Origin of the sequence: Hymenobacter armeniacus (genome assembly GCF_014699055.1) — a bacterium.
Lineage (GTDB): Bacteria > Bacteroidota > Bacteroidia > Cytophagales > Hymenobacteraceae > Hymenobacter > Hymenobacter armeniacus.
The window spans coordinates 298,975-323,407 of record NZ_JACXAC010000002.1 but is presented as its reverse complement, the minus strand read 5'-3'; the positions used below and the strand labels follow the sequence as shown (position 1 = coordinate 323,407).

Genomic DNA, 24,433 nt, shown 5'->3' with positions numbered 1-24,433 from the left:
GGCGCCTTCACCCTACCAGCACCGCGGCGGCCGGCACCCACAGCCGGAAGCAAGCGCCGGGCTCGTTGCTCATGGTCATCTCGCCGCCGATTTGCTGGCTGAGGGCCCCGATGAGCTGGGTGCCGAAGGAATTGCCGGTGTCGTAGCCGGGCGGCCGGCCGGGGCCGTTGTCTTCCACTTCCAAGAGCAGGCCGCCGGCGGGGCTGCCCAGGTACACGCGCAGCAGCGGGCGCGCCACCCGGGCGTAGGCGTGTTTGAGGGCGTTGGTCACCAGCTCGTTCAGGATGAGGCCCAGGGGCACGGCGCGGTCCACGTCCAGGGCCGGCAGGTCGAGCTCCAGCACCAAGTCGAACCGGTCTTCGTCGAAGCCATAAGCCGCCAGCAGGTTTTCGACCAGCGTGGCGAGGTAGGGCCGCATGTCGACGCTCACCACCTGCTCGGTCTGGTACAGGCCTTGGTGAATCAGGCCCATGGCTTCCACTCGCTGGCGGCCTTCGCGCACGGCGCGGGCGGCCACGGGGTCGGCCAGGCTGCCCGACTGCAGGTTGAGCAAGCTGCTCACGATGGCCAAGTTGTTTTTCACGCGGTGGTGCAGCTCGCGCAGCAGCAGCGTGAGGCGCGCGGCCTGCTCCTGAATGCGGGCGTTGTTTTCCACCACGGTTTGGTTGGTGGCGCGCAGCTGGGCGTTGGCCCGCCGCTGGGCCCGGTACTGCCAGGCGCCAAACGCCAGCAGGCCCGCCAGCACCGACAGGCCCACCCCCAGGGCCAGCAGCACTTTCTGCTTCCGGGCGTTGGCCAGGGCCAGGCTGGCAATGCGGGCCTGCTGCTTTTCGAGCCGGTAGGCGGCTTCGATGCGGGTCACGGCCCGGGTTTTTTCCAGGCGGTTGGTGTTGTTATCCAAGAGGCGGCGCTCCTCCATCAGGTCGGTGGCTTCGCGGTAGCGGCCGGCGTCGCGGTAGGCAAAGCAGGCCGCTTCGAGCGAGTTGCTGAGCCGGTGCGGGTCGCCGATGGCGCGGCCAAGGGCCAGGCAGGTATCGGCAGCGGCCACGGCTTGGGCGTGCCGGCCCTGCAGGCGGTAGGCCCAGCTGAGCTGGCGGTAGGCATGCTCCAAGCCGTTGCGGTTGTGCTGGGCGCGGTGCTGCACCAGCGCCCGCCGGAAATAGCCAATGGCCGGCGGGTAGTTGCGGTCGTAGTCCATCAGCAGCTGCCCGTAGTTGGCATACACCACGCCCAGCGACGAGGGCACCGGCCGGTGCTGCAGTTCCACGCGCATGGCTTCCTGGTAGCAGGCGCGGGCCGAGTCGGGCAAGTTCAGGTCGCGGTAAATGATGCCTTGCGTCGTCAGGGCCGACACCATCACGGCCGGGTACGGGCCGCTGCGGGCCAGCGCCAGGGCCTGCCGGGCCTGCTCCAGGCCCTTGCGCGTGAGCAACTCCACTCCCTGGGCGTCGCCCATGCGCTTGTAGGTTTGAGCGTTGAGGTTGAGCACCCAGGCCACGCCGTCGGCCCGGTGCTGGGCCTCGAACAAGGCCTGGGCCCGCCGGGCGTAGTAGAAACTGGAATCGAACTCGCTGGCGTTGCGCAGGGCCGTGCCCAGTTGCAGGCAGCTCTGGGCCACGCCGTAGGGGAAATGCAGCCGCTGGCTGGCGCGCAGCAGCTGCCGGTTCAGGGCCAGCGCCGAGTCGTTGTTGCGCGCCAGCAGCCGCCAACCCTCGCCCAGCCGGGCGCGCACCTGGGCCGTGTCGGTGGGCGCGGGCAGCCCCTGCCCGGCCACCGGCAGGCGGGTAAACAAGGCAAGGACGAGCAACAACCGGCGAAGCATGGCCACGGGAAAATACAGCGGCGCCGAACCATTGGGCCGCCTCGGGGCCGGCAAAAGCCACCCCGCAACGAAAGTACAGGCCCTCATAATTCAGGTGGCCAGAAATGGTGCCAACGCCCCGGCCCGGCCAGTGAACGACGCCATTTGGTAAGCCACCGCCGCCAGCCCGGCCCTACCGAAACTGAAACTGCTTCAAAAACGCCTCGCGGTACTGCCGGCCCAGCGGCACGGCCTGGCCGGCCACGGTGGCTTCGGTATCGGAAAAGCTCTCCACGCGCTGGATGTTGACCGCAAACGAGCGGTGCACCCGCACGAGTTGGGCAAAGTGCAGCCGCTCCAGCACGGCGCCCAGGGTCAGGCGCAGGGCGTATTTGCGGGTGGGCGTGACGAGGGTGGTGTAGGTGTTGTCGGCCTCCAGCAACAGGATATCGGCCAGCGGAATGCGCACGAACTGATTATTGTCCTTGATGAACACGTGGCCTTCGAGCTGCAGGATGGTGTCGCGGGTGAGGGCGTCGGCGCTGGCGGCCGGCTCGGGCGGGGCAGGCGCCGCGGGCCGGGCAATGGCGTGCAAGGCCAGCGCCAGGGCCGCCCGCAGGCTGGCCGCCGACACGGGCTTGGGCAAATACGCCGCCGGCGCGGTTGTCAGGGCCGCGTCGAGGGTGGGCTGGTCGGCCAGGGCGGTGAGGTAGATGAGCGGCACGGGGCGCACGGCCAGCAGGCGCCGGGCGGTTTCGATGCCGTCCCAGGGGCCTTGCAGGTGGATGTCGCAGAGCACGCCGTCGACGGGGTGCTGGGCGAAGAGCTCCAGCGCCCGCGGGCCACTCGCCGCGATGCCCACCACGCCGTAGCCTTCGGCTTGCAGGGTGGCGCGCAGGTCGAGGGCCAGCACGGCTTCGTCTTCGATGATGAGGAGTTGGAGGGGAGCAGGCATCCGGCGGGCGGCCCGCAACGGGCAGGCTCCGAAAGTTAAGCACGCGCCCCGGCTCACATACCACGGGCCGGCCGTTCGCATACCACGGGAGGGCGTCTGCTACTTTTTATTGGCAGGGGCCGGCCGCTAGGGGAGCTTTGGATGACCGAACCCTACTGGCTACCGGCTCAAACCCTTGACTCCACCTTTCTGCATACTGTATGAAAACACCGCTAATCCTACTTGCCGGGCTGCCCCACGCTACCATCCGCCGGGCCAGATTCTTGGTCGCCGCGCTGGGCCTGGCCACGGCCGCCCAGGCCCAGAACGTGGGCATCAACACGACCACGCCCGACCGGCCCCTGACCGTGCAGGGCACGGGCACAAACAGCGAACTGCTTTCGCTACGCAACACCGCCGGCGCGCCCCGCTTCCACGTCAATCTACTTAATAACGGCTTGAACTTGGCCGAAACCGGGAGCGCCAATGCCAGCCTCTTCATTCAGCCGGGCGGCAAGGTGGGCCTCGGCACCAGCACCCCACGGGGCAGCCTCGACGTTGCCAACGGCGACACCTATTTGGTGGCCAATCCTAACAACGGCACCAGCCAAAACCTGTACCTGCCCGGTCACATTTTCTTGGCTCCCTACAACGGCACCAGCGGCACGGCCTACCTGCAGGCCCGCGTGCCCAACATGACCAGCACCACCAGCATTGGCCTGACCTTGCGCACCACAAACGCGGGCATCATGACCGATGCCGTGCAGATTGCTTCCAACGGCAACGTGGCTTTGGCCAACAACCTACGCGTGGCTACTACCCTAAATGTGACCGGCGACGCGACCCTGGCTAACAATGCGACCGTGGGCAACAACCTGCGCGTGTCCAAGAACCTGCGCGTGGTCGGCGACGCGACCGTAAGCAATAACTTGGATGTGGCCGGTAGCGTGGGCGTAGGCTTCATTACAGTGAACAACACCGCTTCGGTGCGAGGCAATACCCACGGCGAATGGCGCATTACATGCCCTGCTGGCACCCAGGTGCTGAGCGGCGGCGGCGGCCACCGCGACTACAATAGAGCCCAGCGGGACATTGTGCTCAACTACTCGGGCCCCGACCCCGCCTCGCCTACCACCGGCTGGATGCTGCGGTTCACTAACACGTCGGGCAGCAACCGCGCGGTGATGATTTACTGCAACTGTGCCCGCATCCGCTAGGGCGGAGGGCCCCAACCTTTTTCTGCTTTTCGACATGATACGTTCGCACGCTTTTCTTTCTTTTTTGGCCGCGGTCTTGGCGCTGGGCACGCCCGCTGCGGCCCAAGCCCAAACCGGGGGCGTGGGCATTGGCACCACGGCCCCCCACGCCATTGGGTGGCCTGAGGACACGGTGCTGATTCTGGGCAATCTCGACCCACAAAACATTTCGGTGGCGTACGCTTATGGCATCGTCACACTGGCCACTAGTGGCTTTCGCAATTTTATTTATGTGGCGGGTGGCTGGCGTTTGCAGTAGCCTGGCCGTCGCTTTTCCACGATTGTTTTTTTAAGGTCATGACGCAGAACTTCGCTTCCCTCGCACTCTTGGCAACATTGCTGCTGGTTTCTGCCGCTGGCAATGCCCAAACCCTCACCAACGACGGGGCCACCCTCACGGTGCAGTCGGGCGCCACGCTCTACGTGAGCGGCGGCCTGCTGCACAAAGCCGGCAGCGCCCTCGCCAACGACGGCACCGTGCAGCTCACCGGCGACTTCACCAACACCGCCCCGGCGGCCAGCCTGAGCGGCGCGGGCCTGCTTCGCTTCAGCGGCGCCCAAGACCAGACCCTGACCTCGCCGGCCGGCACCGCGCTGGCCAACCTCGAAGTGGCCAACACCGGCGCCGCGGGCGCCAACCGCCTCCTGCTGCCCGCCGACCTGAGCGTGACCGGCCAACTCGCCCTCACCGCCGGCCTGCTGCGCACCGCCCCGGCCGCCACCCTCACCCTGCCCGACGGCGCCACCCTGCTGGGCGAGCAAACGGGCCGCTACGTGCAGGGCAACCTGCGGGCCGTGCGCGCCGCCGTGAGCGGCACCGCGCCCGTGGCCTTTTCCAACGGCGTCACCCTCACCCCCAACGGCCAGAGCCTGGGCACCGTCACCGTCACGCGCACCGCCGGCCTGCAAACGGCCGGGCTGAGCTTTGGCCAGAACCTGGCCGGCACCAACAAAGGCATTGACCGGGTGTGGACCGTGGCCGCCACCGGCACGCCAACGGCGGCCGTCACGGCCTCGTTTAGCTGGCTGCCCGACGACGACAACGGCTTCGTGCCCGGTACCAGTGCCCAGCTCTGGCGGGCAGCCTCGGCGGCCGGGCCTTGGAGCAAAGAGGGCGCGCCCGGCAGCGCCGCCACCCGCAGCTTTGCGGCCGACGTTACGGAGTTCGGCGCCTTCACCGTCAGCAACGTTTCGGCCCCGCTGCCCGTGGAGTTGGCGCGCTTCACGGCCGAGCCGCTGGGCGACGACGCACTGCTGCGCTGGACCACGGCCTCGGAGAAAAACAACGACCATTTTGAGGTGGAAGCCAGCGCCGACGGCCGCGCTTTCCGCCGCATCGGCACCGTGGCCGGGCACGGCAGCACCACGCAGCCCGTTGACTATCAATTCACCGACAAGGCCATTGCCCGCTACGCCGCCGACCCCGTGTATTACCGCCTGCGCCAAGTGGACAAGGATGGCACGGCCAGCTACTCGCCGGTGCGCCAGGTGCGCGTGGCCGCACCGCTGGGCCTGTCCGCCGAAGCCTGGCCGCAGCCCTTCGGCCCGGGGGGCACCACCCTCACCCTCACCCTGCGCACGGCTTCGGCGGGCCCGGCCGCGCTCATCGTGCACGATGCCCTGGGCCGCCTCGTGCTCAGCCGCACCCTCAGCTTGCTCGCGGGCAGCACCGAGCTGCCGCTGGCCGAGCTTGGACCGCTGGCCACCGGCGTGTACGTGCTGCGCCTCAACCAAGGCGCCCAACACGCGCAGCTGAAGCTCGTGCGGGAATAGGCCCGCAGGCGGAAAGAAGGAGGGCGACGGTTATTTTTCGAAAAAATCGTCGCCTTCCTAGCACCACCGTTTCTGCATGCCGTTTCGTTTACGCCATTGGCCTCGTTTTCAACTTGTTTTTTCGGGGCTGATGCTGCAGGCGCTGCTGCCATTGGCGGCACGGGCGCAAGTCGCTTCCTTGCCGCCCGTTCCCGACAGCCTGCGCGCGGCCCTGAAGGCCACGCCGGCTGCCGGGGCGGCCCGGGCCGCCGTCCTGCTGCGCATCGCCGATGCTTACTGGGAACCGTTTGATTCGGCCGGCGTGGTGCAGTACGCGGAGGAAGCCGAACGCGTGGCTCGCCGGGCGCGCCAGCCGGTGCTGGCCGGCCGCGCCCTGGACCTGCGCGGCAACTACTACCGCGAAGCCGGCGACGTGTCCCGCGCCCTGGCCCTGCTGCAGCAGGCCGGCTCGCTGCTACGCACCGCACCAAGCGCCGTGCAGGCCAACTACCGCTACCATTTGGGGATGGCGCACGGCGACTTGAACCAGCCGGCCCAGGCGTTTCAATTGTACCGCGAAGCCTACCAGCTGGCGGGCACGGATGCCGATTTGTGGGCTGAAATTCTGAACTCGCGGGGCATCTTGTTTGCGCGGCAAAACCGGCTCGACTCGGCCGCCGTCAATCTATTTCGGGCCGTGCGCCTGCACCACCGCCGCGGCAACCGGGGCTCGGAAGCCGCCGCCCTGGGCAATTTGGCGCTGATTTATGCGCAGCAAAAGCGCTGGGCCGAAGCCGCCGCCTACACCCGGCAGGGCAAGGCCCTGGAAACCGCCTTGCGCGACACCGTGGCCCTGGCCACGTCGTGGCTCAACCTGGGCACCGTGCTGCTGAACCGCGACAGCGCCCGCGCCGCGCTCCCCTGCCTGCGGCTGGCCTTGCACCTGCAGCAGCGCGTCCACCTCACCGGCGCCGCGCCCATCACCTGGAACACGCTGGCCAAAGCCTACGAACACCTGAACCGGCCCGATTCGGCCCGCTACTACTTTGCCAAAGTGCTGGCTCAGCGCCGGCGCATCGGCCGGCCCGCCGAGCTGAGCGTGGCCCTGAAAAGCCTGGCCGGCTTTTACCTGCGCCAGGGCCAGTGGCCACAGGCCGAAAGCTACGCCCGCCAGGTGCTGGCCCTGCCCCGGCAGGCCCTGGAATCGAACCAGGTACTGGACGCGCTGGACGTGCTGCGCCAAGTGGCCGCGCACCGCCGCGACTTTGCCGCCGCCTACGCCTGGCAAACCCGCGCCCAGACCCTGCGCGACTCCCTGCGCGCCCTGGCCGACACCCGCATTACCGAAGAGCAGCGCGCCCGCTACGAAACCGACCGCGCCGAGGCCCGCGTGCGCGAACTCACCCAGCGCCAGCAGGTGACCGAGCTGCGCAGCCAGCGCCAACTGCTGGGCGCCGGGCTGGCGGCCGTGCTGCTGCTGGCGCTGGGGGCGGTGGCCCTGCAGGAATACCGCCGCCGGCAGCTGCGCCGCGAGCTGGCCCTGCGCACGCGCCTCTCCGCCGATTTGCACGACGAAGTGGGCGCCCTGCTCACCCAGATTTCCATGCAAACCGATTTGCTCGAAGCCGGCGTGCACGCCCCGGCCCAGCAGCAGGCCCAGCTGCGCGAAGTGGCCGCCACCAGCCGGCGGGCCGCCACCCAGCTGCAGGACGTGGTGTGGAGCTTCGACGCCCGCAACGACGCCGTGGGCAGCCTGCTCGACCGCCTGCGCGACCACGCCTACGAGGTGCTGCAATACGGCGACGCCACCATCACCTTCGCCCCCGATGCCGCCAGCGAAACCACGGTGCTGCCCGTGGAAACCCGCCGCGCCCTCTACCTCATTTTCAAGGAAGCCCTCGCCAACATTCAAAAGCACGCCCCGCCGGCTGCGCACATTCAGGTGGCGCTGCGCACCGCGGGCCAGCGCCTCACCCTGGCCATTGCCGACGACGGCCCGCCTTCCGCCACTGGCTCCGGGCGCGCCTCGGGCCACGGCCTGCGCAACATGCAAGCCCGCGCCGAGGCCGTGGGCGGCGCCTGCCGCACGGGCTTCGGGGCGGTGCCGGGCCAGCCGGGCTTTGGCGTGCTGGTGGAAGTGCCGGTGAGCTAGTTGCCAGCCGCCAGCACGTCATGCAGCGCGCTAACCCCACCCCTCCCCCATCAAGATGTACTAGCGGCGCCTCGGGCCGGCCGGTACTTTTGTGCCATGCCCGTTTCGCTTGCCATTATTGAAGACGTGCCCGCCGTGCGGCAGGCCCTGCACACCTACCTCTGCGCCCAGCCCGAGTTCGACTGCGTGCTGGCCGTGGGCTCAGTGGAAGACTTTTTGGCGCAGGTTAAGACGCTGGCGGCCCCGCCCCGGCTGGTGCTGTCCGACATCGGCCTGCCCGGCAAGTCGGGCATTGAGGGCGTGGGGCTCATTCGGGCCCAGTTGCCGGGCACCGATGTGGTGCTGCTGACCACCCCGCCCGGCAACCCGGAGTGGATATTCCAGGGCCTGTGCGCGGGCGCGGTGGGCTATTTTTTGAAAAACACGCCGCTGGCCGACCTCAAGGCCGGACTGATTTCGGTAGCCGAGGGGGGCAGCAGCATGAGCCCGGCGGTGGCCCGGCAGGTGGTGAAGTTCTTTCAGCCGGCCGCCGCGCCCGAGCAGCCCCTCACCCCGCGCGAGCAACAGGTGGTGCAGGCCATTGAAGAAGGCCTGAGCTACAAGCTCATTGCAGCCCGGCTGGGCATTGGCCTCGATACCGTGCGCGGCCACATCAAGAGCATCTACGGCAAGCTGCACATCAACTCCAAGGGCGAATTGCTGGCGCGCAACCGGCGCTGGTAGTGCCCGCCCCCCATCAAGATGTACTTGCGCGGCTTGGGCGGGCCCGGGAAATTTGCTGTCGCCTGCGGCGTGGTGCCGGAGGCCGTTTTCTGGCTGATTTGATGAAAAACTACTATTCGCTGCTCTTGGTAGCCTTTGCCCTGGCAGCTCCCGGGGTGGCCGTGGCCCAGAATGTGGGCGTCGGCACCACTGCCCCCACCCAGAAGCTGGACGTGAACGGCAGCCTGCGCGTGCGCGGCCTGAGCGGCGAGGGCGCGCGCCTGCCCCAGGTGCTGCCCGACGGCACCCTGGGCCTGCTCGACAACGCCGACTCCAGCCCCACCGGCACCGCCCCCAACCAGCTCGGCAGCGCCGCTACCGGCCAGGGGCCCGTGGCGGTGGCCGTGAACGGCGCCACCGCCTACGTGGTGAACAACGGCAACAACACGCTGCAAACCTTCGACGTGAGCAACCCGGCCAATCCGGTGCTGCTGAACGGCACCGGCCCGGGCACGGGTGGCGGCGGCCTAAACGGGGGCACTGCCGGTACGCTCATCGGCGCAGGCCCCAGCGGGGTGGCCGTGCGCGGCACCACCGCCTACGTGGTCAACGCCGACGACGACATCCTGCAGGTATTCAACGTGGGCAACCCCGCGCAGCCCACGCTGCTGAACGGGGCCGCGCGCGATGCGGGCACCCGCACGGGCAGCTCCCCCAGCGCCGTGGCCGTGAGCGGCACCTACGTCTACGTGCTGAACAATGGCGGCAACACGCTGCAAATATTTGACGTGAGCAACCCGGCCAGCCCCACGTTGGTCAACAATGCCTCGCCGATGGGCACGCGCACCGACATCCGGCCCGCCGCCCTGGCCGTGAGCGGCAGTACGGTGTATGTGGTGAACAACAGCAGCAACACCTTGCAAGTATTTGACGTGAGCAACCCGGCGGCTCCGCGCCTGCTCAACCCCGCCACGGCTGGCGGCACCACCGGCGGCACGGCCACCGGCAACACCCCCAGGGGTGTGGCCGTGAGCGGCAGCACGGTGTATGTGGTGAACGATGGCGGCCGAACCCTCCAGGCCTTCGACGTGAGCAACCCGGCGGCCCCGCGCCTGCTCAACCCCGCCACGGCCGGCGGCACCACCGGCGGCACCGCCACCGGCAACCGCCCGGCCGGCATCGCCCTCAACGGGTCGCGCGCTTACGTGGTGAATTCGTTTTCTTCCACGCTGCAGGCCTTCGACGTGAGCAACCCGGCTGCGCCGTTTCTGCTCAACCCCACCACGGCGGGTGGCACCACCGGCGGCACCGCCACCGGCCAGGAGCCCCGGGCCGTGGCCGTGAGCGGCACCACGGCATTCGTGGTGAACTACGCTGCCAACACGCTGCAAACCTTTCGCATCAACTCCCTGCGCGCGTTGGGCTTGCTGGCCGACGGCAGCCTGGCCGTGGCCGACGACATCATTACCCTGCCCGGCGACAACCTGGGCAGCCACACGGCCACCCGCCCCCTCAACCTCAACGGCTTTGCGCTCACCAGCAGCGCCGGCCCCGTCACCCTGACCGCCGACCTGTCGTTGGGGGCCCGCCTGCTGCGCGGCACCTCGGCCGTGAACCTGGGCAGCAACCTCAACCTGGGCACCAACCAGCTGGTGGGCAACGGCGGCAGCCAGGGCCTGAGCATCGACAACGCCGGCAACGCCGGCCTCGGCACCGGCACGCCCAACGCCAAGCTCGACGTGAACGGCTACCTGCGCGTGGCCGGCGCCAGCGACGCCCCCACCGCGGGCACGGTGCCGAGCGTGGCGTTTCTGAAACTGACGGCCACCATGCCCACCACGGCCGGCACCCAAATCGTTCTCGACCACGGCCTGACCGTGAGCAAAATCCTGGGCCTGCAAGTGCTGGTAGATTGCGGCAACGGCAATCATTCGCCGCCGAGCTTCACAGACAATGCCGGTGAGCTGTACTATGCTTACTTCAATAACGGCCGGGTGGTGCTGCGGGCCGGGGCCGGCAGCACCTCGACCTCGGTGCTGGGCAAAACGGCGCGCATCCTCATCACTTACGAGCAGTAGCCAAAGCGGCCGTTTCGGCAGCTGTATTCAACCTTTCTTGTCTTTCGAATTTCGAACTCCCGGTACCTTTGCCGTTGGCGTCGGCGCGTGGCCGGGGCTCTTTCTCATCTCATTTTCTGCTATGCGCAAACGCTACTCTTCCCGCCGCTTCCCCCGTAAATCCGCCTGGCTGTTGGCCGCTTTGGGCCTGGGTGCCGCGCCGGCCTTTGCCCAAAACGGCGTAGGCATCAACACCACGGCGCCCTCGCCCAACGGCCTCACCATCAAAGGCGGCGGGGCCAATTCGGAACTGCTTTTTTTTCGCAACAACACTGACGCGCCCAAGTGGCACTGGAACCTGCTAGGCGGTGGCCTGAACTTGTCGGAAACCGACGTGGCCGACTACCGCCTGTTCCTGAAACCCGGCGGCCGCGTGGGCATTAGCACCAACAACCCGGTGTCGCTGCTGTCCAACACCAGCCAGAACATCATCGACGCGCGCGGCTACGGCATCAACCCCGGCTCGCTGACCTGGGCGTTTAACGACCAGGGCTACGCGGCGTCTTTTTTCAATGCCAATAACGGCGTGGGCGGCCCGGGTGGTTTCGGGGGCCTGGCCGTGAAAATTGCGGCCATCGACCCCGCCTCCGCCGCGCTCGACGTGAGCCAGGGCGCGGTGGTGGGAACCCCCGGCACCTCCCTGCTGCGGGTGGCCGCCACCGGCTTGGTGGGCATTCAGAACTACGACGCGCAGCAGCTGCTGCACTTGGGCAACAACGCCTACGCCAAGCCGGTTTTTCTGCGTCTGAGCACCGGCAACGGCGCGGCCCAGCGCGTGTGGGACCTGGGCGTGCCCGTGGACCCGGCCAACGCGGGCGATGCCACCGGGGAATACTACGACTTTGCCCTGCGCGACGCCAGCGCCAACGCCACCCGCCTGCTGGTGGAGTGGAACTCCGGCAACGTGGGCGTGGGCACCAGCGCGCCGGGCTACCGGCTCGACGTGGCGGGCGACATCAACGGCTCGGGCCTGCTGCGCCTGGCCGGCCAGCCCATGCTGTACGGCCGCGGCAACAACGTGTACCTGGGCAGCCTGATGTACGCCGCCACGGCCCCCACGGGCATCAACAACACCTTTGTGGGGGCGAACGTCGGCAACCAGCTCACCTCCGGCATCAACAACACCGTGGTGGGCTTTGCCGCGGGCGATGCCATCACCTCGGGCCAGAGCAACGCATTGATGGGCGTGCAGGCCGGCGGCAGCCTCACCACCGGCACCGACAACGTGTTCATCGGCCACGACCCCGGCCTGGGCAGCACCGTCGGCGGCAACAACGTCGGCATTGGCACCCAGGCCCTGTACAACAGCAACGGCAGCGAAAACGTGGGCCTGGGCACCAACGCGGGCACCTCGGCCACCACCGGCAGCTACAACACCTTCGTGGGCAGCGCCGCCAACCTCACCAACGGCGCCACGCAGCGCAGCCGCGCCACCGCCCTCGGCTACAACGCCCGCGTGGACAAGGACGACGCCGTGGTGCTCGGCGACCCTTTCAACACGGCCGTGGCCGTGGGCATTGGCACCGACGCGCCCAGCGCCACCCTCGACGTGGCCGGCACCACCAGCACCGTGCGCCTGCGCGGGCTCACGGGCAGCAACACTCGCCTCGTCACGGTGGCCGCCAACGGCACGCTGGGGACCCAGGCCGTCCCCGACGGCACTAATTTCATTCAAAACCAAACGGCAGCCGACCAAACCGGCGGCTTCCGCGTCGGCGGCAACGGCTACGTGGGCGGCCGGCTGGGGGTGGGCACCACGGCGCCTTTTTCGCAGTTGGCCAACACCAGCCAGAACATCGTGGGCTCCGACCTGCAGGGCGGCAACCCCGGCTCGCTGGCCTGGGCCGCCAACCAGGCCGGCTTCGTGGCCATGGTGCACAACGCCGGCACCGGCAGCTTCCGCAACGGCCTGGCCGTGAGCGTGGCCGGCACCGACGCCGACGCTTCGGCGCTGGATGTGAGCAGCGGGGCCGCGCAAACCGTGGCGGGCACCACGTTGCTGTCGGTGCGGGCCAACGGCCGGGTGGGCGTGGGCACCAACACCCCCGACGCCAAGCTCGACGTGGAAGCCGGCGCCGGCAACCTGGCCCTGAAAGTGACCAGCGGCACGGCCGTGTACAGCACGGCCAGCGCCACCGTCAGCGCCTCGAACAGCACCCTCAACCCCACGGCCATGGTGCATTACTACACCACCAACAGCTCCAACGCCGCCAACGGCACCGTGACGCTGGGCACCGGCACCGAAGGCCAGGGGCTGTTGCTCGGCAACTTCGACGCGCAAAACCTGTCGGTGACGTACGCCACCGGCACCGCTACGGTAAACGCCAACACCATTGCGCACTTTGTTTATCTTAGTAGCGGCTGGCGGCTGCTGCAATAGCTGCGGCCTCCCGTTGTCTTCATTCACGCTTGCATCTTTAAGGTTATGAAGCAGAACTATTCTCTCGCCACGCTGGCGGCGGTGCTGCTCGCCGCCCCGGGTTTTGCCCAAACCCTCACCAACGACGGGGCCACCATCACGGTGCAAAGCACCGGCGTGCTCTACGTGGAGGGCACGGTGCTGAACAAAGCCGGCAGCGCCCTCACCAACGCCGGCACCGTGCAGCTCACCGGCGACCTCACCAACCAGGGCACGCTGGCGTCGGGCGGTAAGCTGCTGTTTTCGGGCAGCACCAACCAAACCTTCACGCCCGGCACCGCCACCGTGGCCACGCTGGTGCTGAACAACACCGGCGCCACCGGCCAGCGCACCCTCGGCCTGCCCGCCGACCTCACCATCGGGACTTCCCTGCAGCTGCAAAGCGGCCTGGTGCGCACCGCCCCCGCCGCCACCATCACCCTGCCCGACGGCGCTACGCTCAGCGGCGAAGGCCCGGGCCAGTACGTGCAGGGCAATTTGCGCATCATCCGGGCGGCGGGCAGTGGCGTGTTGGATTTCGGCCATGGCACTACCCTCGACCGTACGGGCCTGGGTCAGGTAAGCATCACGCGCACGGCCGGCCTACTGACGGACAACCTGAGCCGCGGCGTCAACTTTACCAACGCCAGCCTCAAAGGCATCGACCGCATCTGGACCGTGGAAACGGCCGTGGCCCCCGCCGCGCCGGTGGAGGTGGTGCTGCAGTGGCTGGCCGACGACGACAACGGCCTCACGTCCTTCGCCAGCGCCCAGGCCTGGCGCGCCGATGTGGGGTCGGCGCTCTGGGGGCCGGCCAGCCCCCAGCGGGCGGCCACCGTGAGCGGCAGCACGCGCAGCTTTTCCTTCAGCACCGCCGCGCTGGGCCGCCTCACCGTGAGCAATGCCGCCAACCCGCTGCCCGTGGAGCTGTCCGCCTTCACCGCCGAGCACGCGGGCGACTACGACGGCCTGCTGCGCTGGACCACCGCCTCGGAGAAAAACAACGACCATTTCGACGTGGAAGCCAGCGCCGACGGCCTCGTGTTCCGGCGCATCGGCACCGTGAAGGGGCACGGCAGCACCGCCCAGCCGCAGAGCTACCAGCTTCTCGACAAAGACCTGGCCCGCTACGCCGCCGACGTGGTGTACTACCGCCTGCGCCAGGTCGACACCGACGGCTCGGCCGCCTTCTCGCCCATGCGCTCGCTGAAAGTAGCGGCCCCGCTGGGCCTGGCAGCCACGGCGGCGCCCAATCCGTTTGGGGACCACGGCACGGCCCTGAGCGTGCGCACGGCCACTGCCGGCCCGGCCACCCTGCAGCTTTTCGACGCCCTGGGCCGCGTGCTGCTGCGCCGCGTGCTCGACTTGCCGGCCGGTTTCACCCCCGTGGCGCTGCCCGAGCTGGGCGAGCTGGCCACCGGCCCCTACGTGCTGCGCCTGGTGCAAGGCACCCACCAAGTGGGCTTGAAAGTGGTGCGCGAATAAGCCCGCAAATCACACGTTTCGTACGCACGCTCTTCGGGCGGGTGTCGGCATATTGTCCGGCATCCGCCCGACTTGCTTTAGGAGGACTTCTGCGTGTCCCATTACGTGGTTTACCTACGTAAGAAATAAGTACAATCTGCTCAAACCTCCGCTTAAATACGTAACAATCGGGCGTCAAAAGGGCCGACCTTTGCCCCTGTACTTCTTTCGCACCCTTATGAAAACGCCTGATTCACTGCAAGCTGAGCCATCGGCTTCGGTGCTGGCTACCGCGCAAGGCCGTCAGCGGTTGGTGATGACGGCCCTGCGCCTTACGGAAAATACTGCCCTCGCCCCGCAAGCGTACGAACGTGCCCTCCTCGACCGCTTTGTGGCCGGCGAGCTCACCATCGACGAAGTGCTGCAGCACCTCGGGTGAGCCCGCGGCACGGGTGCGCGCAGGCCTTGCCCGCGCCCGCACGGGCCGCGTCACTCTTCTGGCTGGGGAGCGGCCGGCAGCCGCAGGGTGCCGTCTGTGGGCGGCCGCTTGTTGGCGATGGGCTGGAAACGCGTTTCGCGCGGCTGCTTTTCGCTGAGGTATTTCCAGTAGCGCAGGGGCATGTGGCGGCGGTGCAGCTTCAGGTTTTTGCGCTCCGGGATGTTAACATGGTCGAAATACGCTTGCCACAGCACCTTAAACAGCGGCTCGCGCTCATCGAGCACGGTGGCCGAGAGGCCTGTGCTGCGGGGAGCCGTAGCCGTTTCAAACTGCACCACATCGGTGCGCGTGAGGTCGTAGTAGAGGCCGTAGTGGCGGCGGCGGTCGTATATCAGCCAGCGCTGGTCGGCGTAGCGCGTGGTGAAGTGCGCGGCAATGAGCGGCAACACGTCCATGTCGGGCTCGATGGTGGCGTGAAACAACTCGTCGGTGGTTTTCTCGAAGCGCACGAAGGCTTCCATGCGATGCTTTTCGCGGAACATCTGCTGGGCCAGGCGCTGCACACGGCGCACGTCGGCGTTGGCGTAGTTCTCGGCAATGTCCTGCGGGGAGCGCAGGGCCAGGTCCACGTACCGGAACACCAACATTTCCCGGTCCGCATCTTCGCTCAGAAACACGTGGTAGAGGCGCGTGCGGGCTTCGGCGTCCATGGTGTTCAGCAGGCCCTCCCACACCCGGGCAGCCAGGGTTTCGCTGGTTTCGACGGGCGCAGGTGCGGCAAACAACCCGCCCTGCACGGCAGCTTCGGGCTGAATGCTGTTGGGCGCGGCTTTGCTGTCGTACACGGTGAACAGCACCGTGAGCAGGCCCTCAAACGTGCCGTCGTAGGTGTAGTCGCGCGTCGGGCCCGTGAAAGCGGGCACGGGGCGGCGCACGGCCTTGCCGGCTGGCGCGGGAGCAGCCGGCGGCCGGCGAAGGGGGCGAATGTTGGCCATGAGCTGTTGTCGAACTGGAGTTGCTGCTCGGCGAAATTGGGCGCTTTGGCCGCGTGGCGCCACGCCGCACACGGCCGCGAGCAGACGTCCGCCCCGATTTGGGTGTGGCTTGGGCACCGCCCCGCGGCAAGGAAATAACCGCTGCGGGGCCCGGCTAGGCCGCCTGCTGCTGGCCTTCGCCCAGTTGGGCCTGGTGGCGGGCGCGGGCCTCGTCGTGCATCTGGCGCACCAGGGGCATGAGCTCGCTGAGGCGGCACACGCAGGAAAGGCGGGCCACTTTATCCGACGACTGCGTGGGGCGGAAAGGCTGGTTTTGGCGGTGAATGACTTTCATGACAGAGAAAAAGATGTCGTGTTGCACGCCGCCCAAGCTGCTTTTCGACAGCGAAGGGAGGCCGTTGGAAAATGGAGCGTCGTGGTGCATAGCTGCTAAGAAGCCTGAGCGAACAGGTCGAGTTGTTGGGTGACGAGGGCCGAGCGCACCGAGCCGGCGCCGAACAGAATCTGGCGGCGCACCTGCTGCTCGCTCAGCTCGCCGATGATGGGCTGGTGCTCGCCCTCGCAGGTGAGGAAGTATTTGGCCCGCTTGAGCACCACGCCCAGCTGGCGCAGGGTTTCCATGTTCAGCTTGGCAAAGCGGCGGGCGGCCACAATGCGCTTGGCCGAGCGGGCGCCCACGCCGGGAATGCGCAGTATCATCTCAAACTCGGCCGTGTTCACGTCCACCGGAAACACGTGGCGGTTGCGCAGGGCCCAGGCCAGCTTGGGGTCGATTTCGAGGTCGAGGTGCGGGTGGGCGGGGTCCAGGATTTCGTCGGCCTGGAAGCCGTAGAAGCGCATCAGCCAGTCGGTCTGGTACAGGCGGTGCTCCCGGATGACGGGCGGCTGCGTCACCTGCGGCAGGCGGGCGTCGTCGGTCACGGGGATATAGCCGGAGTAGTACACGCGCTTCAGGCCGTAGCCCTGGTAGAGCGAGTCGGTGAGCTTGATGATTTGCAGGTCCGTCTCGGCGCTGGCGCCCACGATGAGCTGCGTCGTCTGGCCGGCGGTGGCGAAGTTGGGCACTTTCTTGAACAGCGCCTTCTCCTCTTTATTCTGAATAATACCGTCCCGAATCTGGCTCATCGGCGTCAGAATCTCCTGGTAGTTCTTCTCGGGCGCCAGCTGCGTGAGGGCCAGCTCCGAAGGCAGCTCGATGTTCACGCTGAGGCGGTCGGCGTACAGGCCGGCTTCCTGAATCAGCTCCTCCGAGGCGCCGGGAATGGTCTTGACGTGGATGTAGCCGTTGAACTTGTGCTCGGTGCGCAGCTTCTTCACGATGCGCACGAGGCGTTCCATGGTGTAGTCGGGGCTGGAGAAAATGCCGGAACTCAAAAACAGCCCTTCGATGTAGTTGCGGCGGTAGAAGTTGATGGTGAGGTCCACCACTTCGTCGACGGTGAAGGCGGCGCGCTTCACGTCGTTGGAGCGGCGCGACACGCAGTAGGCGCAGTCGAAAATGCAGTGGTTGGTGAGCAGAATTTTGAGCAGGCTCACGCAGCGGCCGTCCTCGGTGTAGCTGTGGCAAATGCCCATGCCTTCGGCGTTGCCCAGGCCTTTGTTCTCGTTTTTGCGCTTGGCGCCGCTGCTGCTGCACGAAGCATCGTACTTCGCGGCATCGGCTAATATGCTTAGTTTCTCTTGAATGCGCTCGTTCATGAGGAAGGGCTGGCTTTCGGGCTTAAAAGTAATACTCAGTGGCCAAACAGGCAATATCTCTTAAGCTAATTTTTTTGGGAATAGTTTCTTTTTTCTGGAAAATATATCTCGGCCATTGCGCGGACTTTTAGCAAGAATGGCCCGGCCGGCCAACGGGCCCGGCTCCTTTTCGTATTTTGCAGCGTTGCGCCCCATTATGAGCTTTCGCGGTTGGTTGTTTTGCCTTGTTGTGGTGCTGGCCGGGGCCGCCCGGCCCGCGGCGGGGCAGACGTTTGACCCGCGCTCGGCCGTGCCGCCCGATTCGCTCAAAGCCAGCGACGAAATCCTGCCGCACCGCCCCGACTCCCTGCGCCGGCGCTTCGACCAGGAGCGCATCATCAACCGCCTCAAGGCGTACTCCCGCCGCAAAACCATCGTGGGCAAGGCCCTCTCTGGCCTACTCAACTTCACCCAGCGCCAGGAAGAGCAGGCCGGCCTCGACGCCGTGCTGCTGAACCGGCAGTTCGACCAGCACAATTTCAAAGTCGTGCGCCGCGTCGAGATTACCACCCTCGACGCCTTCGGCTACAGCCTCAGCGACTCGACCAAGGTGCCGCGCAGCTTTTGGGAAAAGTCGGGCAATGCCCTGCACCTGAAAACCTCGCGCTCGCGCATCCGGCAGGTGCTGCTGTTTCGGCCGGGCCAGCCCCTGGAGCCCCAGGCCCTGGCCGAGTCGGAACGCCTGCTGCGCCAGACGCCCGAAATCCTGGACGCCCGCGTGCTGGTGAACGAAACCAGCAGCACCCGCGACAGCGTCGACATCCGCGTCATCACCACCGACGTGTTCAGCATCACGGCCGGGCTGCAGGTGGGTTCGGCCACGGCCGGCATCGTCACCTTCGGCGACCAGAATTTTCTGGGCCAGGGCCACCAGCTCGAAAACGCCTACGAGTACGGCCGCGGCCTGAGCACCGACAACGGCGAGACCCCGCAGCAATGGTCGTACGTGGGCAGCTACACCGCGCCGTTTCGCAACTTCGTGTACGGGCAAGCGCGCTACCGCAACGAGAACAACTACCGCTCGGGCGGCGTCACGCTCAAGCGCGACTTCTACTCGCCCAGCGCCCGCTACGCCGGCGCCATCACCTTCGACAGCTACTCGCAGGACGTGGCCCTGGTGGCTCCCCCGCCCGGCCAGCCCTACGTGTATTACCCGCTCAAATCTCTGGTGCAGGATGCCTGGGTGGGCCGCGCCCTGCGCCTGCGCTCCTACGACCTGGGCTACGAAAACCCGGGCCGCGTGATTGTGGCCGGCCGCCTCATTCGCACCGATTTCAGCGCCGTGCCCCGGCCCGACCCCGGCACCGGCGTGCCCACCCCCGACTACCACGACGGCACCCTGCTGCTGGGCACGGTGGGCTACTCCGTGCGCCGCTACTACAAAGACCGGTACCTGTTCGGCTTTGGCCGCACCGAAGACGTGCCGGCGGGCACCCTGCTCAGCCTCACGGCCGGCTACGACGTGAACCGCGTGGTGCCGCGCCGCTATTTGGCTGCCCGTATCGCCGCGGGGGGTTTCAACACCCGCAGCGGCTACCTCTACGGCGCCGTCGACATCGGCGCCTTTCAGCGCCTCGACCAAAACCGCCAGTGGGAACAGGGCGTGCTGTCCACGGAGCTCACCTCCTTCACGCGCCTCTACCACCTGGGCGACTGGCAGTACCGGCACTTCCTCAGCAGCCGGGGCACCATTGGCATCAACCGGCGGCCCGGCGACATTCTGCAGGGCATCACCAACGACCGGGGCCTGCGGGGCTTTTCGCCGGCCACGCCCATTCTGGCCACCAGCCGCTTCGTGGTGAATTACGAAACCACGTTGTTTACGCCGCTCTCGCTGCTGGGCTTCCGGCTGGCCGGCCTGGCCTTTGCCGACGCCGCCTGGGTGAGCGAGCAGCCGCGCGGGGGCTCGCCTTTTGGCCGGGCGCCCTACACGGGCTTTGGGCTGGGCATGCGCTTCCGCAACGAGTTTACGGCCCTGCGCACCTTCCAAATCCTGATTGGCTACTACCCGCGCGGCCTCACGGCGGCCAACGGCGTGCGCCTGTTCGAGTCGGCCCGCGAAACGGTTACGTTCAACGACTTTGGCCTGGGCGCGCCGGGCACGGCCCCGTACCAGTAGGCCGCGCCGCCAGCAAAAAGCCCCGGCCTATGCAGGACCGGGGCTTTTTCCATAAGCTAGCATATATAAAGCACTCGTTAAAACTCGGATAGAATATAGGGCAGCAGGATAAGGTGGCGGTTGTGAGTAGCGCGGCTCACAACCGCCCTTCGAATAGGTAGCAATGCGCTGGTATTGGGTATTGCAGTAGGTAAACGTGCGGGGCAGAGCCGTAGCGGAACTAGCGGTCGGCCGAGAAGGCAATGGGAATGGTGCAGGCCACGCGCACGGGCTGGCCGTTTACGCGGGCGGGCTCCCAGGGCGGCATCAGCCACACCAGGCGCAGGGCCTCGTCGTTGAGGCCATTGCCGGGGCCGCTGATGACGTGGGCATCGGTCACTTTGCCCTGGGCGCTGAGGATGAAATTGACGTACACCTTGCCCGAGATGCGGCGCTGCAGCGCCACCTGCGGGTAGCGGATGGACTTGGCGAGGTAGGCCGCGAAGGCTTTGTCGCCGCCCACGAACTGGGGCCGCACTTCGGGGTTGATGAACACCGAATCGGGGCTGAAAGCGGGCGCGGACACCACGGCCTTGAGCACGGCCGGCAGAGGCGGGGCCACGGAAACAGTGGCAGGACCGGTTTGCAGCGAGGCCGTGGCCCCGGCCTGTGCGTGGCCCTGGCCCGTGGCCAGCAGCCCAATCAGGCTTGCGAGTGAGAGGTAGCGTAGAGAATGCATCACAAGCAAAGGGGTAAGAGGTAAGTAATGGCGGAACCTGGGCTTCCGCTTGCCAGCACTAACGGATTAAAGATACAATATGTTTTACTAAAATTGTCTTTTCGGCATAAAAATAATTTCAAAAGCCAAAAGTACAATAAGCAATGATAAATGCACTATTAAACAGACAAAACACAGATTAATTGCCTTCACTGCCATTTATTGGCCTTATTAACACGACAAAGGTATGCGTTTTTGGCACTCTGCAAATATGGTCAGTGTTAAGTTTAGTGAAAATATAATTTAACTATTTCAAGATTATTCAGAATAGACTCGCGAAGCAGAAAAAGAGCATAACTTTGCAATCGTAAATCGACGATAAACAAGCATCCAGCATGGCCACGCACAAGCGACAAGCGTTTACGGACCAGGAACAGGAACTGGCGCAGGTAGCTAAGGCTCTGGGGCATCCGGCGCGGGTGGCCATTGTGCGCCTGCTGGCGCAGCGGCGGGCCTGCGTGTGCGGCGAGCTGGTGCTGGAACTGCCGCTCTCGCAAAGCACCGTGTCGCAGCACCTCAAGGAGCTGAAAGCCGCCGGCCTGGTGCAGGGCGATGTGGACGGCCCGCGGGTGTGCTACTGCCTCTCGCCCACCGGCTGGGCCCGGGCCCGCCACCTGCTGGGCGCCCTGCTGGCCGAGCTGCCCGCGCCGCCCGAAGCCCACTGCGCCTGCTGAAAAGCATCTTCGCTCTTTCCCTTTGCTCCTACTTTCCCACTTCCCCTTTCCCCCAACAATGCCATGAATATTTCCGAGATGAAGCAGGCCCTGGCAAACGCAACGGCCGTGAAGTTCCGGCTGCCGGACGGCACCCACCTGCCGGCCCATTTCCACGTGACGGAACTGGGGCTGGTGAACAAGCATTTCATCGACTGCGGCGGCGTGGAGCGGCGCGAAACCGTGGCCAATTTCCAGCTGTGGGAAGCCGGCGACTACGACCACCGGCTGGCGCCGCAGAAGTTTCTGCACATCCTGCAGCTCTCGGAGCGCATTCTGGGCAGCGAGGACCTGGCCATTGAGGTGGAGTACCAGCAGGCCACCATCGGCAAGTTCGGACTGGAGTTCGACGGCACCGACTTCGTGCTGACGCCAAAGCACACGGCCTGTCTGGCGCAGGATGCCTGCGGCATTCCGGCCGAGCTGCTGGCCCTGCCTCAGCTCCAAACCGCCGGCTGCACGCCGGGCGGCGGGTGCTGCTAATTCCGGCTCTGCTACTATAATCCATTCATTCATGCCTGATAAGAAAAACGTGCTGGTGCTGTGCACCGGCAACTCCTGCCGCAGCCAGCTGCTGCACGGCTACCTCGAACAGCTGCTGGGCGAGCGCGCCGCCGTGTACAGCGCCGGCGTGGAAGTGCACGGCCTGAACCCGCGCGCCGTGCGCGTGATGGCCGAAGACGGCGTGGACATCTCGGCCCACACCAGCAACCACGTGGACGAGTACGCCCACGTGCCCTTCGACTACGTGCTGACCGTGTGCGACCACGCCAACGAAGTGTGCCCGGTGTTCCCGTCGTCGGCCCGCAAACTGCACCACAATTTCCCCGACCCCGCCAAGGCCACCGGCAGCGAGGCGGAAATCATGGCGCAGTTTCGGGCCGTGCGCGAGCAGGTGAAGGCCTATGCCCACGACTTCGTGCGGGCGCAGTTTCAAACCGCCTAGCGGGCCAGTAACCGTTTCTTAACGCGGCTTCCGCAATCCGGAGTGCCATTTCGGGCCGCAGGGGCTACCTTGAAGCCGGATTATATCCGTGGCTTTTTCACTCAACCGCATGAGCATTCTTCCAATGACTGCCGCGCACTGGCCGGCCGTGTGCGCCATCTACGCCGAAGGCCTGGCCACCGGCAACGCCACGTTCACCACCGCCCCCCCCACCTGGGAGGCCTGGGACGCCAGCCACCTGGCCGCCTGCCGGCTGGTGGTGGCCGCCGATGGTGCGCCGGAGCAATTGCTAGGCTGGGCGGCCCTCTCGCCCGTGTCGAGCCGCTGCGTGTACGGCGGTGTGGCCGAGGTGAGCGTGTATATAGCGGAGGCCGCGCGCGGGCAGGGCGTGGGCCGGGCCCTGCTGGCCGCGCTGGTGCAAGAATCGGAAAAACAAGGCCTGTGGACCTTGCAGGCGGGCATTTTTCCCGAAAACGAAGCCAGCGTGCGCCTGCACGAGGCCGCCGGCTTCCGGGTGGTGGGCCGCCGCGAGCGGATTGGCCAGCTGCACGGGCAGTGGCGCGACACCCTGCTGCTGGAGCGCCGCAGCGCCACGGTGGGCGCCGCCCACACCCCGGCCTGATGCAGCCGGTAACCCTTCGTCGCTGCCTGCTGGCCGAAGCGCTGGGCACGGCCGTGCTGTTGATTTTTGGGACGGGCGCGGCCGTGGTAAACGAGCAAACCCACGCCCTGGGCCACGGCGGCGTGGCCGCCGCCTTCGGGCTGGTGGTGTTCATCCTCATTCAGAGCCTGGGCGACACCAGCGGCGCCCACGTGAACCCGGCCGTGACCATCGGCTTCTGGGCCATGGGGCGGTTTCCGGGGCGGCGGGTGCTACCTTATATAGGTGCGCAGCTGGCCGGGGCGGCCCTGGGCAGCGCCATGGTGAAACTCGTTGCCAGCGAAGGCTCCAACTTGGGCGCCACGCTGCCCGCGCATGGCGCCTGGCAGGCGCTGGGCATCGAGGCGTTTCTGACCTTCTGGCTGATGCTGGTGATTCTGCGCGTCACGGCCGGCTCGAAGGAGGCGGGGATGCTGGCGGGGCTGGCCATCAGCGCCACGGTGGCACTGGAGGCGCTGGTGGCCGGCCCGCTCACGGGCGCGAGCATGAACCCGGCGCGGTCCTTCTCCCCCGCCCTGCTCAGCGGCAACTGGACCGATTGGTGGGTGTATGTGCTGGGGCCGGTGGCCGGCGCGCTGCTGGCCGTGGCGGTGGACCGGTTATTTCCGGCCGGGGCGCCGGAAACCCGATGACGTGGCAGGCGCGAGCCGTTACCGCGCAAAGTCAAGCAACGGCCCGGCCTGGCTAAAGAGCTTTTTCAAGGATGATTTTTTCAGCGCCCTGACGAAGCACCAGTTGCGAGGAGGTTTGCCTCACCACCTTGAATTCCAGCCGACTACCAGCGTCGTATAGCCGGCCCGCTGAGGGCTGTAAACTCACTTGATAAGCTGTGCTGGAGGGAGGCGCGTCTTGCTGCAAGGGTTGGTAGCCGATGCTGCTCACGCTCAGCGTGCACGGGTACCAGGCCCGGGGCAGCAGCACCTCTGCCCAGCCTGCCGAATCGGTCTGCACCTGGGCTTTGGGGTGGCCCTGCTGGTCGCGCACCACCACGCTGACGCCCGCGGCCGGCTGCAGCACGTCCCAGGCATCGGCCTGGCGCACGGCAAAAGTCAGCCGCACCGAATCGGAGGCGGTGGGCAGGGAGTGGAGCCGGACCGTGGACGCCCGCACGAGCGGTTGGCCGTTGAAGATGAGTTCGAGGGTGTGGCCTTGGCGCTGGTAGGTGCCAGCCCCATTTTTACCCGATGCGAGGTCGTCGCTGCTCATGTCGTATTCGAATGCCTGGCCCGGCAGCAGACGCAGGTGCTTCGCCGTCCAGAGCACCACGCCGGGACCATGCGTTTCGCGGTAGTCGCCCAGCGCCAACTCGCGCGAGCCCGCGCACGCTGTGCAGCCCAGCGCCAGCAATGCAATCAATCGGTAAAGCAGGGGCAGGGGCATCGGCAAATAAGGCAGCGGTTGTCGGGCCAAGATAAGGGCCTAGGCCCGGCTGGGGCCGTATAATGACCCGATACTGGGCGCGCCGGTGGCTTGCGCGCCCATTTTCCTCC

22 protein-coding genes are annotated in these 24,433 nt (G+C 66.8%); 15 read left to right on the top strand and 7 right to left on the bottom strand.

Annotation, left to right across the window (positions count from 1 at the left end):
- Window positions 1-7: 7 nt before the first annotated feature.
- Together IC234_RS05820 and IC234_RS05815 are read right to left on the bottom strand one after the other, a co-directional pair.
- Complete coding sequence (locus IC234_RS05820) at window positions 8-1,822, bottom strand: sensor histidine kinase (RefSeq protein ID WP_190922912.1); 1,815 nt, start codon at window positions 1,820-1,822, stop codon at window positions 8-10.
- A gap of 172 nt (window positions 1,823-1,994) precedes the next feature.
- Window positions 1,995-2,756 carry a LytR/AlgR family response regulator transcription factor gene (locus tag IC234_RS05815; RefSeq protein ID WP_190922911.1) on the bottom strand — a complete coding sequence of 254 codons (762 nt, stop codon included), beginning with the start codon at window positions 2,754-2,756 and terminating at the stop codon, window positions 1,995-1,997.
- Between the two features lie 200 nt (window positions 2,757-2,956).
- Between IC234_RS05815 and IC234_RS05810 the strand changes: the two genes are divergently transcribed.
- From IC234_RS05810 to IC234_RS05770, 9 genes are all read left to right on the top strand, one after another.
- On the top strand, window positions 2,957-3,952 hold the full coding sequence (locus IC234_RS05810) for a hypothetical protein (protein WP_190922910.1): 996 nt from the start codon (window positions 2,957-2,959) through the stop codon (window positions 3,950-3,952).
- 34 nt (window positions 3,953-3,986) lie between these two features.
- Window positions 3,987-4,250 carry a hypothetical protein gene (locus IC234_RS05805; RefSeq protein ID WP_190922909.1) on the top strand — a complete coding sequence of 88 codons (264 nt, stop codon included), beginning with the start codon at window positions 3,987-3,989 and terminating at the stop codon, window positions 4,248-4,250.
- Between the two features lie 68 nt (window positions 4,251-4,318).
- A complete protein-coding gene (locus tag IC234_RS05800; protein WP_190922908.1) occupies window positions 4,319-5,764 on the top strand; it encodes a T9SS type A sorting domain-containing protein in 1,446 nt (481 codons plus the stop codon).
- Window positions 5,765-5,942: 178 nt separating this feature from the next.
- Entirely contained in the window at window positions 5,943-7,895 is a 1,953-nt protein-coding gene (locus IC234_RS05795) for a tetratricopeptide repeat-containing sensor histidine kinase (protein ID WP_190922907.1), read from the top strand.
- A gap of 96 nt (window positions 7,896-7,991) precedes the next feature.
- Complete coding sequence (locus IC234_RS05790) at window positions 7,992-8,618, top strand: response regulator (protein WP_190922906.1); 627 nt, start codon at window positions 7,992-7,994, stop codon at window positions 8,616-8,618.
- 101 nt (window positions 8,619-8,719) lie between these two features.
- The gene (locus IC234_RS05785) at window positions 8,720-10,675 is read left to right on the top strand and encodes an LVIVD repeat-containing protein (RefSeq protein ID WP_190922905.1); all 1,956 of its coding nucleotides are present in this window, start codon (window positions 8,720-8,722) and stop codon (window positions 10,673-10,675) included.
- A 121-nt stretch (window positions 10,676-10,796) separates the two neighbouring features.
- Window positions 10,797-13,094, top strand: a complete 2,298-nt coding sequence (locus IC234_RS05780; RefSeq protein ID WP_190922904.1) for a beta strand repeat-containing protein — start codon at window positions 10,797-10,799, stop codon at window positions 13,092-13,094.
- A 45-nt stretch (window positions 13,095-13,139) separates the two neighbouring features.
- Window positions 13,140-14,597 (top strand): hypothetical protein, encoded by a 1,458-nt coding sequence (locus IC234_RS05775; protein WP_190922903.1) that lies wholly within the window; start codon window positions 13,140-13,142, stop codon window positions 14,595-14,597.
- A gap of 217 nt (window positions 14,598-14,814) precedes the next feature.
- A complete protein-coding gene (locus IC234_RS05770) occupies window positions 14,815-15,015 on the top strand; it encodes a hypothetical protein (protein WP_190922902.1) in 201 nt (66 codons plus the stop codon).
- A 50-nt stretch (window positions 15,016-15,065) separates the two neighbouring features.
- Here IC234_RS05770 and IC234_RS05765 read toward each other — a convergent pair whose 3' ends face one another.
- From IC234_RS05765 to IC234_RS05755, 3 genes are all read right to left on the bottom strand, one after another.
- Window positions 15,066-16,010, bottom strand: a complete 945-nt coding sequence (locus tag IC234_RS05765) for a TIGR03915 family putative DNA repair protein (protein WP_190922901.1) — start codon at window positions 16,008-16,010, stop codon at window positions 15,066-15,068.
- A gap of 154 nt (window positions 16,011-16,164) precedes the next feature.
- Window positions 16,165-16,344, bottom strand: a complete 180-nt coding sequence (locus IC234_RS05760; protein ID WP_190922900.1) for a hypothetical protein — start codon at window positions 16,342-16,344, stop codon at window positions 16,165-16,167.
- 95 nt (window positions 16,345-16,439) lie between these two features.
- Window positions 16,440-17,708, bottom strand: coding sequence for a putative DNA modification/repair radical SAM protein (locus IC234_RS05755; protein WP_190922899.1), 1,269 nt, complete (start codon window positions 17,706-17,708; stop codon window positions 16,440-16,442).
- A gap of 196 nt (window positions 17,709-17,904) precedes the next feature.
- Here IC234_RS05755 and IC234_RS05750 point away from each other — a divergent pair, with 196 nt between their 5' ends.
- Window positions 17,905-19,866: a BamA/TamA family outer membrane protein gene (locus tag IC234_RS05750; RefSeq protein ID WP_190922898.1), complete on the top strand. Its 1,962-nt coding sequence runs from the start codon at window positions 17,905-17,907 to the stop codon at window positions 19,864-19,866.
- A 220-nt stretch (window positions 19,867-20,086) separates the two neighbouring features.
- On the opposite strand, the gene IC234_RS05745 is transcribed toward IC234_RS05750, so the two are convergent.
- On the bottom strand, window positions 20,087-20,584 hold the full coding sequence (locus tag IC234_RS05745; RefSeq protein ID WP_223827548.1) for an energy transducer TonB: 498 nt from the start codon (window positions 20,582-20,584) through the stop codon (window positions 20,087-20,089).
- 374 nt (window positions 20,585-20,958) lie between these two features.
- Here IC234_RS05745 and IC234_RS05740 point away from each other — a divergent pair, with 374 nt between their 5' ends.
- From IC234_RS05740 to IC234_RS05720, 5 genes are all read left to right on the top strand, one after another.
- Window positions 20,959-21,297, top strand: a complete 339-nt coding sequence (locus IC234_RS05740; RefSeq protein WP_190922896.1) for an ArsR/SmtB family transcription factor — start codon at window positions 20,959-20,961, stop codon at window positions 21,295-21,297.
- A gap of 63 nt (window positions 21,298-21,360) precedes the next feature.
- On the top strand, window positions 21,361-21,819 hold the full coding sequence (locus IC234_RS05735) for a DUF6428 family protein (RefSeq protein ID WP_190922895.1): 459 nt from the start codon (window positions 21,361-21,363) through the stop codon (window positions 21,817-21,819).
- A 31-nt stretch (window positions 21,820-21,850) separates the two neighbouring features.
- Complete coding sequence (locus IC234_RS05730) at window positions 21,851-22,282, top strand: arsenate reductase ArsC (protein ID WP_190922894.1); 432 nt, start codon at window positions 21,851-21,853, stop codon at window positions 22,280-22,282.
- Between the two features lie 109 nt (window positions 22,283-22,391).
- Window positions 22,392-22,904, top strand: a complete 513-nt coding sequence (locus IC234_RS05725) for a GNAT family N-acetyltransferase (RefSeq protein ID WP_190922893.1) — start codon at window positions 22,392-22,394, stop codon at window positions 22,902-22,904.
- Entirely contained in the window at window positions 22,904-23,575 is a 672-nt protein-coding gene (locus IC234_RS05720) for an MIP/aquaporin family protein (protein WP_190922892.1), read from the top strand. The genes IC234_RS05725 and IC234_RS05720 overlap by 1 nt, the downstream gene beginning before the upstream one ends.
- Before the next feature lie 52 nt (window positions 23,576-23,627).
- Here the strand turns inward: IC234_RS05720 and IC234_RS05715 are convergent, their stop codons facing one another.
- On the bottom strand, window positions 23,628-24,299 hold the full coding sequence (locus tag IC234_RS05715; RefSeq protein ID WP_190922891.1) for a carboxypeptidase-like regulatory domain-containing protein: 672 nt from the start codon (window positions 24,297-24,299) through the stop codon (window positions 23,628-23,630).
- Window positions 24,300-24,433 lie beyond the last annotated feature (134 nt).